This is a genomic window from Variovorax sp. V15 (genome assembly GCF_041154425.1).
Classification (GTDB): Bacteria; Pseudomonadota; Gammaproteobacteria; order Burkholderiales; family Burkholderiaceae_C; genus Variovorax; species Variovorax guangxiensis.
The window spans coordinates 940404-953726 of sequence record NZ_AP028659.1; the positions used below are offsets into that span (position 1 = coordinate 940404).

The 13323-nt window shown below is 67.9% G+C and carries 16 protein-coding genes; 6 read left to right on the forward strand and 10 right to left on the reverse strand.

Translation table 11 applies throughout. The features are described 5' to 3' along the window. The first annotated feature begins 11 nt into the window (after positions 1 to 11). Both pcaF and ACAM57_RS04540 read left to right on the forward strand, forming a co-directional pair. A complete protein-coding gene (gene pcaF, locus ACAM57_RS04535) occupies positions 12 to 1217 on the forward strand; it encodes a 3-oxoadipyl-CoA thiolase (RefSeq protein ID WP_126025626.1) in 1206 nt (401 codons plus the stop codon). A 138-nt stretch (positions 1218 to 1355) separates the two neighbouring features. After that, the gene (locus ACAM57_RS04540; RefSeq protein WP_369660837.1) at positions 1356 to 2363 is read left to right on the forward strand and encodes a Bug family tripartite tricarboxylate transporter substrate binding protein; all 1008 of its coding nucleotides are present in this window, start codon (positions 1356 to 1358) and stop codon (positions 2361 to 2363) included. Between the two features lie 3 nt (positions 2364 to 2366). On the opposite strand, the gene ACAM57_RS04545 is transcribed toward ACAM57_RS04540, so the two are convergent. The 3 genes from ACAM57_RS04545 to ACAM57_RS04555 form a co-directional block, all read right to left on the reverse strand. Continuing rightward, positions 2367 to 2777, reverse strand: coding sequence for a ribbon-helix-helix domain-containing protein (locus ACAM57_RS04545; RefSeq protein WP_369660838.1), 411 nt, complete (start codon positions 2775 to 2777; stop codon positions 2367 to 2369). Between the two features lie 76 nt (positions 2778 to 2853). Then, complete coding sequence (locus ACAM57_RS04550; protein ID WP_126025623.1) at positions 2854 to 3432, reverse strand: DJ-1/PfpI family protein; 579 nt, start codon at positions 3430 to 3432, stop codon at positions 2854 to 2856. Between the two features lie 129 nt (positions 3433 to 3561). Next, positions 3562 to 4020 carry a hypothetical protein gene (locus ACAM57_RS04555; protein WP_126025622.1) on the reverse strand — a complete coding sequence of 153 codons (459 nt, stop codon included), beginning with the start codon at positions 4018 to 4020 and terminating at the stop codon, positions 3562 to 3564. Positions 4021 to 4329: 309 nt separating this feature from the next. Here ACAM57_RS04555 and ACAM57_RS04560 point away from each other — a divergent pair, with 309 nt between their 5' ends. Then, positions 4330 to 4752, forward strand: coding sequence for a hypothetical protein (locus ACAM57_RS04560; protein WP_369660839.1), 423 nt, complete (start codon positions 4330 to 4332; stop codon positions 4750 to 4752). Between the two features lie 40 nt (positions 4753 to 4792). On the opposite strand, the gene ACAM57_RS04565 is transcribed toward ACAM57_RS04560, so the two are convergent. Further along, positions 4793 to 5305 carry a DinB family protein gene (locus tag ACAM57_RS04565; protein ID WP_369660840.1) on the reverse strand — a complete coding sequence of 171 codons (513 nt, stop codon included), beginning with the start codon at positions 5303 to 5305 and terminating at the stop codon, positions 4793 to 4795. Positions 5306 to 5407: 102 nt separating this feature from the next. Here ACAM57_RS04565 and ACAM57_RS04570 point away from each other — a divergent pair, with 102 nt between their 5' ends. Both ACAM57_RS04570 and ACAM57_RS04575 read left to right on the forward strand, forming a co-directional pair. Next, on the forward strand, positions 5408 to 6010 hold the full coding sequence (locus ACAM57_RS04570; protein ID WP_369660841.1) for a TetR/AcrR family transcriptional regulator: 603 nt from the start codon (positions 5408 to 5410) through the stop codon (positions 6008 to 6010). Between the two features lie 100 nt (positions 6011 to 6110). Continuing rightward, positions 6111 to 6473 (forward strand): hypothetical protein, encoded by a 363-nt coding sequence (locus tag ACAM57_RS04575; protein ID WP_184640751.1) that lies wholly within the window; start codon positions 6111 to 6113, stop codon positions 6471 to 6473. Between the two features lie 14 nt (positions 6474 to 6487). On the opposite strand, the gene ACAM57_RS04580 is transcribed toward ACAM57_RS04575, so the two are convergent. The 6 genes from ACAM57_RS04580 to rtcR form a co-directional block, all read right to left on the reverse strand. After that, entirely contained in the window at positions 6488 to 6718 is a 231-nt protein-coding gene (locus ACAM57_RS04580) for a hypothetical protein (protein ID WP_126025617.1), read from the reverse strand. Between the two features lie 118 nt (positions 6719 to 6836). After that, complete coding sequence (locus ACAM57_RS04585; RefSeq protein WP_369660842.1) at positions 6837 to 7784, reverse strand: ornithine cyclodeaminase family protein; 948 nt, start codon at positions 7782 to 7784, stop codon at positions 6837 to 6839. A gap of 8 nt (positions 7785 to 7792) precedes the next feature. Then, a complete protein-coding gene (locus ACAM57_RS04590; RefSeq protein ID WP_369660843.1) occupies positions 7793 to 8653 on the reverse strand; it encodes an alpha/beta hydrolase in 861 nt (286 codons plus the stop codon). Then, entirely contained in the window at positions 8650 to 9228 is a 579-nt protein-coding gene (locus ACAM57_RS04595; protein WP_369660844.1) for an exonuclease, read from the reverse strand. Before ACAM57_RS04595 ends, ACAM57_RS04590 begins: the two co-directional genes overlap by 4 nt. Positions 9229 to 9237: 9 nt before the next feature. Then, positions 9238 to 9783 carry a 2'-5' RNA ligase family protein gene (locus ACAM57_RS04600; RefSeq protein ID WP_369660845.1) on the reverse strand — a complete coding sequence of 182 codons (546 nt, stop codon included), beginning with the start codon at positions 9781 to 9783 and terminating at the stop codon, positions 9238 to 9240. 16 nt (positions 9784 to 9799) lie between these two features. Further along, entirely contained in the window at positions 9800 to 11404 is a 1605-nt protein-coding gene (rtcR, locus tag ACAM57_RS04605) for an RNA repair transcriptional activator RtcR (RefSeq protein ID WP_369660846.1), read from the reverse strand. 720 nt (positions 11405 to 12124) lie between these two features. On the opposite strand from rtcR, the gene ACAM57_RS04610 reads away from it, so the two are divergent. Continuing rightward, on the forward strand, positions 12125 to 13276 hold the full coding sequence (locus tag ACAM57_RS04610; protein WP_369660847.1) for a slipin family protein: 1152 nt from the start codon (positions 12125 to 12127) through the stop codon (positions 13274 to 13276). Positions 13277 to 13323 lie beyond the last annotated feature (47 nt).

The following is a 13323-nucleotide window of genomic DNA, read 5'->3' on the forward strand; positions in this document are numbered from 1 at the left end:
CAGAGACATCCATGACCAACCAAGCCTTCATCTGCGACGCCGTTCGCACCCCCTTCGGCCGCTACGGCGGCTCGCTCAGCAGCGTGCGCACCGACGACCTCGGCGCCGTGCCGCTGAAGGCGCTGATGGAGCGCAACAAGAACGTCGACTGGCAGGCCGTGAGCGACGTGCTCTATGGCTGCGCCAACCAGGCCGGCGAGGACAACCGCAACGTCGCGCGCATGTCGGCGCTGCTGGCGGGCCTGCCGATCGAACTCGGCGGCGCCACCATCAACCGCCTGTGCGGCTCGGGCCTCGACGCCGTGGGCACCGCGGCACGCGCCATCCGCGCCGGTGAAGCGGGCCTCATGATCGCCGGCGGCGTCGAGAGCATGAGCCGCGCGCCCTTCGTCATGCCCAAGGCCGAGAGCGCCTTCAGCCGCAACAACGCGGTGTACGACACCACCATCGGCTGGCGCTTCGTCAACAAGCTCATGAAGGCGCAGTACGGCGTCGACTCCATGCCCGAGACGGCGGAGAACGTGGCCACCGACTACAAGATCGAGCGCGAGGCGCAGGACCTGATGGCGCTGAACTCGCAGCTGCGCGCCGTGGCCTCGCAGAAGTCGGGCTTCTTCGACGCCGAGATCGTGCCCGTGACCGTGCCGCAGAAGAAGGGCGACGCGATCATCGTCAACAAGGACGAGCATCCGCGCGAAACCAGCCTCGAGTCGCTGGCCAAGCTCAAGGGCGTGGTGCGTCCCGACGGCACCGTCACAGCCGGCAATGCCAGCGGCGTGAACGACGGCGCCTGCGCGCTGCTGCTGGCCGACGAAGCCAGCGCCGCGAAGCACGGCCTCACGCCGCGCGCCCGCGTGGTCGGCATGGCCACCGCCGGCGTCGCGCCGCGTGTAATGGGCATCGGCCCCGCGCCCGCCACGCAGAAGGTGCTGGCGCTCACCGGCCTGAAGCTCGAGCAGATCGACGTGATCGAACTCAACGAAGCCTTCGCCGCGCAGGGCCTGGCCGTGCTGCGCCTGCTGGGCCTGAAGGACGACGACGCGCGCGTCAACATCAACGGCGGCGCCATCGCGCTGGGTCACCCGCTGGGCGCCAGCGGCGCGCGCCTTGCCACCACCGCGGTCAACCAGCTGCACAAGGGCGGCGGCCGCTATGCGCTTTGCACCATGTGCATCGGCGTGGGTCAGGGCATCGCGGTGATCCTCGAGCGCGTCTGACGACAACAGCGCCGCCGATCGGGCGGCCACGCAACGAAAAAACCAGAGAAGCAAGAAGACAAGGCCATCGGCCGCCGCGGCAACAGCGGCCCGATGGCATTTTTTTAACCGAAGAGGATGAAAGAGAAGGATCAGAGGATGAACGACACGTCGACCAGGAAGGCAACGCGCCGCGGCGCTGGCCTTGCAACGCTCGCACTGGCCGCAGCGGCGCTGCTGCCCACAACGGCCCTCGCACAGCAGGCCTTTCCCACCAAGCCGGTGCGCATCATCACGCCGTTCCCGGTGGGCGGCGGACCCGACGGCGTGGCGCGCCTGGTGGCCGACAAGCTCTCGCGCGCGTGGGGCCAGCCGGTAGTGGTCGAGAACCGCCCCGGTGGAAACGGCTTCATCGCCATCGACGCCTTCAAACGCGGCGCGAAGGACGGCCACGACATCATCGTGCTCGACAACGTTCACCTTGCCGCGTACCCGGCGCTCTTCAAGAAGCTGCCCTACGACACCGCCAAGGACTTCGACGCGCTGCTGCCGCTGTTCAAGACCTACTTCTTCTTCACCGTCGCCACCAACAGCAAGTACAAGACCATCGGCGACCTGATCGCCGACGCCAAGGCCAACCCCGGCAAGCTCGACTACGGCTCCTGGTCGGTCGGCAACCCGGTGCACCTGGGCTCGGAGCTCTTCGAGTCGGCCACCGGCACGCAGATGGAGCACATCGTCTACAAGGAGACCACGCAGCTCTACACCTCGGTCGCCACCGGCGAGCTGGCCTTCGCGCTGGGCAGCAGCGCCACCGCCGGCCCGCTGCAGCGCGCGAACAAGCTGCGCTTCCTGGCCGCTGCCGCACCGCAGCGCGTGGCGGCCTTCCCCGACGTGCCGACGGTCGGCGAATCGGGTGGCCCGAAGGGCTTCGAGGTCATCGGCTGGAACGCCATCGCCGTGCCGAAGGGCCTGCCCGCATCGGTCACCGAGAAGATCAAGCGCGACATCGAGAAGGGGCTGGCAGAGCCCGACGTGCTGGAGAAGTTCAAGAGCTTCGGCTACGAGCCCTTCCCGACCACGCGCCCGCAGTTCGACGAGTTCGTGGCGAGCGAGACGAAGCGCTTCACCGACGTGATCCGCAAGGCGAACGTCTCGCTGGACTGATCGCTAGGCCTGGCGCCGCGCTGCCACGTGCAGCGTGTGCACGCGCGCCTGGTCAGGCAGAGGGCTGCCCCAGCCCTCGGGCAGCTCGTGCAGCACCGCCTTCGCGTCGAGCGAACGGATCGCCACCGAGTTGTCGGCGGGAATGCGCCCCTGCGCCAGCAGCGCCTCATAGCGCAGGGCGCTCACCCGAAGGAACGAGGCGAAGTTGCCGACTTCGCCGCGCGCGGCCACCAGCTCGTCGTAGAGCCGCTCGATGAGCTGCACCACGACCATGCCGTCGCGCCGCGCGATTTCTTCCAGCACCTGCCAGAACAGGTTCTCCAGCCGGATGCTGGTGACGACGCCGTGCAGCCGCACCGAGCGCGTGCGCGCGTCATAGCTCTGCGGATCGGCACTGATGAAGACTTCGCACATGGTGGCTGTCTCCTTTGCTTGAAGGAAGGTGGGCGACGCCGCACTGTAGCGCCGCGCCGCGCCGCCCGCCGGGAGTTCAATGCTCGATGCGCGTGCCCAGCACCACGAGGAACTGCGAGAGCCATGCCGGGTGCGCCGGCCATGCGGGCGCGGTGACCAGGTTGCGGTCGGTCACGGCCTGGTCGACCGGGATGCCCATGTACTCGGCGCCCGCAAGTTCCACCTCCACCTGGCAGGCCGGATAGGCCGACACCTTGCGGCCCTTGAGCAGGCCCGTGGCCGCGAGCAGCTGGGCGCCGTGGCACACCGCCGCCAGCGGCTTGTCGGCGGCCAGGAAGTGCCGAGCGATCTCGACCACGCGGGTGTTCATGCGCAGGTACTCCGGCGCGCGGCCGCCCGGAATGACCAGCGCGTCGTAGGCCTCGGGGCGGACGTCGGCGAAGTTGGCGTTCAGCGTGAAGCGGTGGCCGGGCTTTTCGCTGTAGGTCTGGGCGCCCTCGAAGTCGTGGATGGCGGTGTGGACCCAGTCGCCGGCCTTCTTGTCCGGCGCCACCGCATGCACCGTGTGGCCCACGGCCAGCAGGGCCTGGAAAGGCACCATGGTTTCGTAGTCTTCGGCGTAGTCGCCGCAGAGCATCAGGATCTTGCGCGCCATGTCTCTTGTCTCCTTCGGATGAGGTTGGAATGCGGCCCGGCGCACCGGGCGCGGGCCGTTTCCGGATTATTCGAAGGAGCAGGGCGCGGTGGGTAGCAGCCGGCTGTGACCGCGGCCGGCGCCGTGGCTTCAGATGATGGTCGCGCGCACGCCGCGTGCCACCGTGGGCGCGATGCCGGCGTAGAAGAAGCCCAGGTCGTCCTCGGGGCCGTTGGTGGCCCGTCCGCGCACCTTGCCCATCACGCACACGCCGACCTGCGATTCGCCCTCGCCGATGACGAGCACGAAGGGGTTGTCCTCGTCGCCGCGCAGGTAGCGCCCGCCGAACTCGCGGCGCGCGACCTCGAAGACGTAGGCCGATGCGAGGAAGTGCAGATCGTCCGGCAGCGGCGCCTGCTGCTTGAAGAAGTCGTCGAGCACGCGGTCGACAAGCGCCAGCGAGGGGGCCGTGTAGTCGAGCCGGGAGCCGTCGATGGGCGCGCCGGGCTGCGAGAAGGCGCCGACGAAGTCCTTGGCCTGCGAGGCCATGCCTTCCTCCAGCGTCGCGGGCATGGCGGGTTTCTTCTTCAGGAAGTCGAACATTCCCATGGTTGCGGTTTTCCCTTCGTTCTTTCCGATGGAGACAGGGGGCGGTCCGGGTGTGGCCCGGGCGACTGTCTCAGAAGCGATGGCCCGCGCGCAAGCCCGAAGTGCATTCGCGGCGCAGGAAACGGGCGGACCGGGCCGCGTCAGTTAACAGAAGTTCGCAGAGGCTGCAGGGCGCGCGCGAGAGCTGGTGCTCGGGGCGGGGGCGTCACGGATCTGCCTTTTGCGCTGAATAGCCTCGTTCAGGGTTTTCCCGTATCCCCGGGCAAGCCTCTTACGGACCGACAGACAACTCACAGAAAAGACCGAACCATGAAGACCTCCCAGATCGCCCTCGCTGCCGCGCTCGCCCTGCTCGCCATCGCTTCCGTGCCCGCCCAGGCCCAGCAGCGCACGCGCGAAGCCGTCGAAGCCGAAGCCGTCGCCGCCGCCCACGCCAAGGACCAGAACGTCACGCGCGGTTCGCGCGGCGCCGATCCGTTCACGTCCACGGCCGATGCCGAAGCCATGTACAGGCAGGCCGTCGAGACCGCCCACGCGCCCAACCAGAACGTGACGCGCGGCTCGCGCGGCGCGGACCCGTTCACCTCCAGCCGCGACCCGGCGCAGGTCTACCAGGAAGCCATGGCCACCGCCGCGGCGCCCGACCAGAACGTGACCAGCGGCTCGCGCGTCAACAGCAAGGTCATCTCGACCATGCAGAACCCGGTGCTGCAATCGGCACAAGGCAAGTAAGCCGGCGGGCCGTGGCCCCCGAGGACGGGAGACGCCGCCGCTATGCGTTGCGCTCGCGACGAGCGGGTTCGGCCCGATGAAGGAAGCCGGTGAAGGTGTCCGGCGGCGACGAGCCCGTGAGCCGGGTCAGTATCCGGCCGACTTCTCCACGGTGATAGCCCGCGTGAGTCGCCACGTGGGCCAGCATTTCCTCGCGCGACATCCGGCCCGGCGCGCCGTCGGTGAAGGTGAACTCGATGCCTTCCTCCAGCTCGCGCGGGTTCAGGCGCGCGACGTAGTCGATGTACCAGCGATCGGTTTCCTGCACCGCCTCGGCCAGCGTTTCCAGCGGCGGCGGCTCGGGCGCGCCGGTCGCGGTGTGGCCGTGTGCCTTGCGCTGCACGTTGGCGACGAAGATGCGGTCGACGATGAAGCCGTGGTTGAACACGCGCGCGGCCGTGCGGTACTCGTCGGCCGGGCCGTTGGCCGCCAGATCGGCCAGGGCCACCAGCAGGCCCTCGTCGGCCCAGGCCTTGTAGCGGAACAGCGAGGCCAGAAGCGTCTGCGTACTCATCACAATCTCCCTTCGGACAGTTGAACGCACGCCTGGCGTGCGCTCCCATTCTTGAGTGGAGCCTCGAACTTGGGTACTCGCATTCCCCCACAGCGCAGGACCATGCGCAAAGCGCCCCGGCAGCAGCGTTCGCGCGTCACGGTGGACGCCATCGTCGAGGCCGCAACTCGCGTTCTGGCGCGCCGCGGATGGGCGCGGTTCACCACCAACGAGATCGCGGCGGTGGCTGGCGTCAGCGTCGGCTCGCTCTACCAGTACTTCCCGGACAAGCTGGCCATCGCCGAGGCGATACGGCAGCGTCACCTCGACGAGGTGCTGGCGGCGTTGAACGGTTCCGATGCGGATGTCGACGCTTCGGCTCCGCTTTCGCGCCGCGTGGAGCGCTTCGTCGACGGGGTCATCGCCGCCCATTCGGTCGACCAGGCGCTGCACCGCGTGCTCGTCGACGAGGTGCCGCTCGCCGCGCGCTCGACCTACCCCGAGTTCGAGGCCGAATACCAGCGCCGCTACCGGGCACTCGTCGTTGAAAGCGGTGGGCCGGGAGACGGCGCCGATGCCGACATCGCGGCCCGCATGCTCTCGTCCGCGGTCGAAGGCGCGGTCCACGCGGCGGCGCGCCGCGGCGACCTGGATGCTCGGGCGATGAGGACCGAACTCCTCAGGCTGGTGTTGGCCTATCTGGGCGACCGCCAGCGCACGGACTGAAGCTCCATCGGCATGCGGGTTGCCGGTGTGGACACCGCCCCCGGACCCTGACCACAATGCCCCGGCCCCGTGCCGTCGCGGGTGCTGAAAGGTCATCGCAATGAAAAAAATGCTCGTGCCGGCTTGCCTGGCCCTGGCTCAGATGATGGTCGTGCAGGTGGCGTCCGCCCAGTCTTCCGGCGAAGCCGATCCTGCGCAGGGCAAGGCGCGGCCCACGGCGCCCACCACCAGGGCGGAGCGCGCCGAGGCTCGCAAGGAGCGCCGCGCGGATGGCGCAGCCGCCGCCCGTGGGCCGCAGATGCAGGAGGGCGAGGTGCGCGCGACGACCGCACCGAAGATGTCGAGGGAAGAGCGCCGGGCCGCCGCGGCCAAGCGCCGTGCGGCGAACCGCGAGGCCATGAAGGCGGGCCAGCTCTCGCGCGGCGGCAGCGGCGACGCGCCCGAAAAGCAGAAGAAGCCCTGAGGCCGCACGGGCCGTCAGGCCCAGGCCTTGGCCGAGCGCAGCTGCAGCAGCGCCAGCATCCGGGCCTCTTCCGCGTCACGCAGGCTCTTGGCTGCGCGGCTGGCGGCGTACGTCACGTAGAGCGTGTCGATCGCTTTCGCCCAGCACTGGGCCGTCTGGTAGGGGCTGTTGGGGTTTCCCGGACCTGCGGGCACGGTGTATCCGGCCTTGCGCAGGATGTTGGCTTTGTGTTCGGTGCTCAGCATGTCGTGCCCCCCGATTCGATGGCGTGAGGAGCACGGTACTCGCGATGCGCTGCGTGCGCTATTGGCTACAAGACGTATCCGGATGTAGGAAAACACAGCGGAAAACAAGCCATAAGTATTAGATGGCGTCGCCTGATTGCCACACGAGCGTGGCAGCGGCCAGGTCTTCCAGCGCGCTGCCGACGGCCTTGAACACGGTGCGCCCGGCATCGTTCGTGCGGCCAGGGTGCTCCCCGCGGCACAGCATCGCCAGCGTGCCCTGCACCTCCTCCGCGCGCAGCGTGCCGGCGGCCATCGCGTCGAGCAGGTCACCGGATTTCTGCAGCGCCTCCTCGGTGTCGACCCAGGTCAGGGAGCCATCGAAGCACCGGGCGTCGGCTTCGCGCATCGCGGGCGTGAAGCTGCCGATCAGGTCCAGGTGCGAGCCCGGTGCCAGCCACTCGCCGCGCACCAGCGGCGAGGTGGCCAGCGTGGCGCAGCTCACGATGTCGGCCTGACGCACGGCGGCTTCCAGATCCGTTGCCGCCCGCGCGTTCCAGCCCTCGGCGCGCCATTGCGCGGCCAGCGCTTGCGCGCCTTCCGGCCGGTGGTTCCACACCCACAATTCGTCGATGGGCCGCACGCTCGCATGCGCGGCGGGCAGCATGCGTGCGATGCGGCCGGTGCCCAGCACCAGCAGCCGGCGCGCATCGGCGCGCGCCAGGAACGACGCGCCCAGCGCCGAGGCCGCGGCCGTGCGGCGCGCGGTGATCTCGTTGCCGTCCATCATCGCCAGCGGCACGCCGGTGCGCGCATCGTACAGCACGTAGGTCGCATGCAGGCCGGGCAGTCCGCGCTCGCTGTTGCCGGGGAAGATGTTGATCGTCTTGATGCCGAGGAAGCCCGCGTCGCTCCATGCCGGCATGATGAGCACGGTGCCCTTGCCGCTGGCGCCGGCTGTGGTGTCGATGGCGTGCACGTGGCGCGGCGGCACCTGGGCGCCCGCCGCGAAGGCCGCGCGCAGCGCGGGTACCAGCCGGTCGAAGGCCAGCGGCGCACGGGTGGCGGCTTCGTCGAAATGCTTCATGGCAGTCGTCATTGCTGGAGTGGGTGCAGTGCCGACTCGAAGAATTCGGTCAGCGCCTTGCGGTAGGCCGCGCCATAGCGCAGGGCCGTCATCGGTTCGAGATGCGCGGCGCCCGGCGCCTCGATCAGCCGCTTGGGCTCGCGCGCGTCGGCCAGCAGCCGCTTGGAGTGCGAGGGCGGAATCACCTGGTCGGCCGTGCCGTGGATCAGCAGCAGCGGAATGGGCGATATGGCTGCCACGTATTTCGAGGCAGCGTACTCGTCGCTCACCAGCAGGCCGGCGCCGCTGAGCTTCTCGTTGGCGATCGACGAGTAGGAATAGAAGGTCGACTCGATGGCCGCGGCCTTCACGCCCGCGCGGTTGCCCGAGCCCACCACCGCGATCGCGTTGGTGCCGCCCAGGCTCTGGCCGAAGACGAAGAGCCGCTCGGGGTCCACGTCCTTGCGCGAGCGCACGTAGTTCAGCGCGGCGTTCGAATCCTCGAAGACGCCCTTGGGCTCGGGCTCGCCTTCCGACTGGCCGTAGCCGCGGTAGTCGAACACGAACACGTTGTAGTCCCGCTTCGGCAGCCAGGCCACGAAGCGCCAGTGCGTGCTCATGTTCTGCGCGTTGCCGTGGAAGTGCACCACCGTGCCCTTGGCCTCCTTCGGGTTCTGCCGGTTCTCGGCGGGCAGGAACCAGCCGCTCAGGCGTGTGCCGTCGGCGCTGGCGAACTGCACGTTCTCGTAGCGCATGCCGAGAGCCTCGGGGGTCTCGTAGCGCACGCTGTCCGGGTAATAGAACATCGACTGCACGCAGCCGCCCAGCATGAGCGGCAGCGTGCACAGCGCCAGCCTTGCGAACCACCGACGCAGCGCGCCGCCCTTCATGAAAGCCGTCCGCCGGCGGATGCCGCGCGGTTCTCCGCGAGCATGTTGCAGAAGAGCGCGCCCTGCTCGATGGCGTCGTCGAGCGCCACGTGCGTGTGCGGCAGGCCGGCGTCGAACCAGCGGCGCGGCATGGCGCGCTTGGTGCTGTCGCGGTAGTCGAGCTTGAGCATCGCCATTGCGAACGACTTGACGTCGAGCGCCGAATGGCTGAACGGGCTCTCGCCCGCGAATCGCATCAGGTACCAGTAGACGAAGAGGAAGTCGAAGCCCGCCGGATAGGCGACGAACACCGGCCGCGCTTTCAGGCCCTTGAGCCAGTTCACGTAGTTCTTCATCGCGTGGGCCGGGTCCTGCAGATCGGTGCGGCAGGCGGCCCATGCCTCGGGCTGGGTCTTCCACCATGCGGCGGTCTTCGGATCGGCTTGCGCGCCGGGCAGCGTGTGAAGGTTGGCGCTGAATGTGGAAACGAGTTGCTTGTCGGCCGTGTAGGCGGCCGAGCCGAAGCTGAGCATCGAGTTCGGGCCGGGGATGGGGCCATCGGATTCGACGTCTGTGCTTATGTAGATTTCTGACATGTGTTGTTCTTATCGGATGGAGGGTATTGGCTGGATTGCACGCTGCAGATGAAAGACGTGCATGTCCCGCCAGTTGCCCGTCGAGTTCTCGATCAGCGCGACTTCCGTGCAACTCGCATGCACGGCTCCCGACGCGGCAAGCCGGGCCTGCAGTTCGACCGCCGCAGCATCCGCATCGGATGCACTGCCATGCGCAACCGACAGATGCGCAACGATGCTGTCGTGCTCGCCGCCATACGGAGGAAAGTCGGGAAACGCTTCCACGAGCGCTCGCGTCATTTCGATGAAAGGTGCCGCAGGCTCCGGCGCGAGGTACGCGGTTTCCGGAAAACGCCCGACCCTGTTCAGCGTGAAGGAGAACGAAGTCGTCCGATTCAAGGCCAGCCTCGCACGCTCCAGGACTTCGGGCGTGATCCGCGCCGGGTCCATGAAAGGAACGAGCACCGTGATGTGTGCAGGCACTCCGAGGGCCACGGTGGCGTCGTAGAGGCGGCGCAGATCGCCCACCATGGGCTCGGCGGCGGGAACCTTCACGGCGAATGCGGAGATGGCCATGGCGGCGGAGGATAGCTCAGGCGTTCGCGATCCGGCTCCATTCCAGGCCGTGCTTGGCGAGGTACTTGCGCAGCCGGTCGGCGTCGTTCACCACGCTGCGCTGCGCGCGCGAAGCCTGGAAGAGCTGTCGCCCCGCATCCGACAGGCTGCGCGACTGACGGCAGACGCGCACCACTGCTTCGAGCTGCAGGCGGTCGAAGAGATCGAGTGCGGCGCTGCGTTCCTCGCCGAGCAGGGCGTCGAGGTCCACGCCTTCGCCAGCGGCCGGCATTGCGCCTGCGTGCTTCCACAGCCAGCGCAGCCGCGCGATCTCGGCTTCCACCAGCGCGACCGGAATGCGTCCGCCGTCGGCCAGCGTGGCCAGCCGCGTCACGCTGGCAGACAGGTCGCGGAAGTTGCCGCTCCAGATCGCCTCGCCGCTTTGCGCGAAGCGCAGGTAGGCGGCGCGCGCCTCGGCGTTGAAGCGCACCACGCGGTTGTTCTCGGCGGCGTGGAGGGCCAGCAGATGGTCGACGTTGGGCTCGATGTCCTCCGGCCGCTGCGCGAGGCCGGGCAGGTCGTAGGTCCAGAGGTTGATGCGCGCGAACAGGTCTTCGCGAAAGCGTCCCTCGGCCACGTCGCTGCGCAGGTCGCGGTTGGTGCCGGCGATCAGCTGGAAGTCGCTTTCCACTTCCTTGTCGGCACCCACGGGGAAGAAGCGCTTCTCCTCGATGGCCTTCAGCAGCATCGCCTGCTCGTCGAGGCCGAGCTCGCCGATCTCGTCGAGGAAAAGGGCGCCCTGGTGCGCGGTGCGCAGCAGGCCCGCGCGGTCGGCGGCGGCGCCCGTGAAGGAGCCCTTCTTATGGCCGAAGAGCGTGGACGCCGCGCCGTCGCCGCGCAGCGTCGCGCAGTTCACTTCGACGAAAGGCCCCGTCATCTGGTGGCGCGACTGCTTCAGCTCGAACATGCGCCGCGCCAGGAACGACTTGCCCGCGCCCGTCGGCCCCACCAGCAGGATGGGCGCGCGCGAGCGCACCGCCACGCGCTCGATTTCGTCGATCAGCGCGTTGAAGCGCGCGTTGCGCGTGGCGATGCCGCTCTTCAGGAAGGCGACCGCGTCGCGCTGCTCCGCGTCGAAGCGCCGCGCGATCACGTCATAGCGAGACAGGTCGAGGTCGATCAGCGTGCACTTGCCGGCTTCGCCCTCGCGCTGCTTCTTCGGCGGCGATGTCTGCGCCAGCACGCCTGGAACCACGCGCGATTCGGACAGCAGGAACATGCAGATCTGCGCGACGTGCGTGCCGGTGGTGATGTGCGTCCAGTACTGCTCGCGCTCGGTGTCGAAGCTGTAGCCGCGCGCCCAGTCGTAAAGGCGCGTGTAGACCTCGCCGAAGTCCCAGGGGTCCGCCAGGTCGAGCGGCACGAGGTTGACCGTGGTCTCGGGCGACACGGTGGCGATGTCGGCCTTCACCACCTCGGCCAGCGCCTTGTGCCGCAGCGTGTAGAGCAACTCCATGCGCGAGACGACCATGTCCTCGTGCTGAGCGAGCGAGACGGTGGGGCGCCACTTGTTCCAGCGGCCCGCGCCCTGGCCGGCATCGAGCTGGGTGCCGAGGAAGCCGATGACGACGATTGGCTTCATGAATAAAGGTCTAGCTAAATTTATAGAAATCGGTTGAATGCTAGCAGATCGAATATGACGTGCACCGGTCGATAAAGAAGAATTTGTCTATTCATATCAACGGCTTGCGTGAGTTTCGAACGCTTTTTTGCCTCTCTCGCCGTCGCCTGGCACGCTGGGTGCAATAGACAACCCGTCGGATGCAGTTCATCCGCTCGCAGGTGCCGCGTGAAAGCGGCCCGGTGCCGCAGGCCAGATCCTGTCTTGGGCTCGCGGTATGCCGCTGTTGAACTGGCTGGCAACTGAACTTGTTTCAGTTCTGCTCATGGTTGAGCACCGTGCCAACCGCACGGCGTTGTGGGTTCGATTCCCGCGAAAAACCCTGGCGGTGCTCGCACCGCCATCTGATGGGGCGAAAGCCCCCCGCCCCGGCACACCGGAGCGACGGCGCAAGGCCCTCAAAGCCTTGCGGCGCGCGACACAGTGCCAAGCGCAGGCGGCTTGCGCACCGCGTGCGTGGCAAGGAACTGCGTGTGGCCATCGACGGCAAGGGGGGTGAGGACGTTGCGATGCAACGACGGGAGGCACCTACCGAACCGCGCGACCGCCGCATGACAGGCCTTGACCGCCGCAGTGTCCGCCGCCTGCCCTTTCGAGGGCCTGGATTGAATGAATGGATGAATGACGACTGGCCGACGAGAACGAAACGAACAGTCGAACCGAACAAAGAGGAGAAAAAGAATGCTGGGCTTCAACCAATACACCATCAAGAAGAACGAACGCGCACTGCTGCTGCGCAACGGCGACTTCGAGCGACTGCTCGGACCGGGAAAGCACCGCGTGTTCGCGGGCTTCGACACCGTCCAGCTGCAACGCTTCTCGCTCGCCGAGCCGGTGTTCGAGCACGAACTGGCCGACTACTTCCTGGCACGCGAGCCGGAGCTGGTCGAACGCGAGTTCGTGCAGGTGTCGCTGGGCGAAACCCAGGTCGGCCTGCGTCATGAGGAGGGCGTGCTTGTGCAGATCCTGCCGCCCTCTACCCGCAAGCTCTACTGGCGTGGGCTGCGCGAGCAGCGCATCGACGTGATCGATGTTTCCGCCGATGCGCGTCTGCCGGCCGAGTTGCTGGCAAAGCTGCAGAGCGTGGCCCTGCGTCCGCGCGCGGTGCAGGGGCTCGAGGGCGTACTGCTGGTGCAGGTGCCAGAGTTCCATGCCGGTGTGCTGACGCTCGAAGGGCAGATGCAGGCCTTGCTGCCGCCTGGAAACCACGGTTTCTGGCGCTTCAACCGTCAGGTGTCGGTGACCTCCGTGGACCTGCGTTCGCAGATCGCCGAAGTGAGCGGCCAGGAGATCCTGACCCGCGACAAGGTGGGGCTGCGGCTGAACCTGTCGGCGGTATGGCGTTTCCTCGACGTGCGGCAGGCCATGGCGCAGATGCCCAAGCCGGCGGAGCACGTGTACCGCGAGCTGCAGTTCGGTCTGCGTGCCGCGGTCGGCGAGCAGACGCTCGACGCGCTGCTGGAGAACAAGGCAGCCATCGACCAGACCGTGCTGGCGCAGGTGCGCGAGCGGCTGGAAGGCTCGGGAGTCGTGCTGGAAAGCGTGGGCGTGAAGGACATCATCCTGCCGGGCGAGATGAAGACCATCCTTGCGCAGGTGGTGGAGGCCGAGAAGTCGGCCCAGGCCAACGTGATCCGTCGCCGCGAGGAAACCGCGGCCACGCGCTCGCTGCTGAACACCGCCAAGGTGATGGAGGGCAACCCCGTCGCGTTGCGGATGAAGGAACTTGAAACGCTGGAACGCGTGGCCGAACGGATCGACAAGATCTCGGTGGTCGGCGGTCTGGACCAGGTGCTCAACGGACTGGTGACGCTTCGGCCGAACGGTTCCTGAGTTCTAAAGGAAAAAAGGGATACGGGCACGCAGGCACAGAAGGGAGC

Excerpts from the sequence above, each read along its gene's own strand:
- ACAM57_RS04545 (WP_369660838.1), bottom strand. The coding sequence starts at position 2,777 with ATGTGCGAAGTCTTCATCAGTGCCGATCCGCAGAGCTATGACGCGCGC.
- pcaF (WP_126025626.1), top strand. The coding sequence starts at position 12 with ATGACCAACCAAGCCTTCATCTGCGACGCCGTTCGCACCCCCTTCGGC.
- ACAM57_RS04595 (WP_369660844.1), bottom strand. The coding sequence starts at position 9,228 with ATGTCAGAAATCTACATAAGCACAGACGTCGAATCCGATGGCCCCATC.
- rtcR (WP_369660846.1), bottom strand. The coding sequence starts at position 11,404 with ATGAAGCCAATCGTCGTCATCGGCTTCCTCGGCACCCAGCTCGATGCC.
- ACAM57_RS04540 (WP_369660837.1), top strand. The coding sequence starts at position 1,356 with ATGAACGACACGTCGACCAGGAAGGCAACGCGCCGCGGCGCTGGCCTT.
- ACAM57_RS04560 (WP_369660839.1), top strand. The coding sequence starts at position 4,330 with ATGAAGACCTCCCAGATCGCCCTCGCTGCCGCGCTCGCCCTGCTCGCC.
- ACAM57_RS04565 (WP_369660840.1), bottom strand. The coding sequence starts at position 5,305 with ATGAGTACGCAGACGCTTCTGGCCTCGCTGTTCCGCTACAAGGCCTGG.
- ACAM57_RS04570 (WP_369660841.1), top strand. The coding sequence starts at position 5,408 with ATGCGCAAAGCGCCCCGGCAGCAGCGTTCGCGCGTCACGGTGGACGCC.
- ACAM57_RS04555 (WP_126025622.1), bottom strand. The coding sequence starts at position 4,020 with ATGGGAATGTTCGACTTCCTGAAGAAGAAACCCGCCATGCCCGCGACG.
- ACAM57_RS04575 (WP_184640751.1), top strand. The coding sequence starts at position 6,111 with ATGAAAAAAATGCTCGTGCCGGCTTGCCTGGCCCTGGCTCAGATGATG.
- ACAM57_RS04590 (WP_369660843.1), bottom strand. The coding sequence starts at position 8,653 with ATGAAGGGCGGCGCGCTGCGTCGGTGGTTCGCAAGGCTGGCGCTGTGC.
- ACAM57_RS04550 (WP_126025623.1), bottom strand. The coding sequence starts at position 3,432 with ATGGCGCGCAAGATCCTGATGCTCTGCGGCGACTACGCCGAAGACTAC.
- ACAM57_RS04610 (WP_369660847.1), top strand. The coding sequence starts at position 12,125 with ATGCTGGGCTTCAACCAATACACCATCAAGAAGAACGAACGCGCACTG.
- ACAM57_RS04600 (WP_369660845.1), bottom strand. The coding sequence starts at position 9,783 with ATGGCCATCTCCGCATTCGCCGTGAAGGTTCCCGCCGCCGAGCCCATG.
- ACAM57_RS04585 (WP_369660842.1), bottom strand. The coding sequence starts at position 7,784 with ATGAAGCATTTCGACGAAGCCGCCACCCGTGCGCCGCTGGCCTTCGAC.
- ACAM57_RS04580 (WP_126025617.1), bottom strand. The coding sequence starts at position 6,718 with ATGCTGAGCACCGAACACAAAGCCAACATCCTGCGCAAGGCCGGATAC.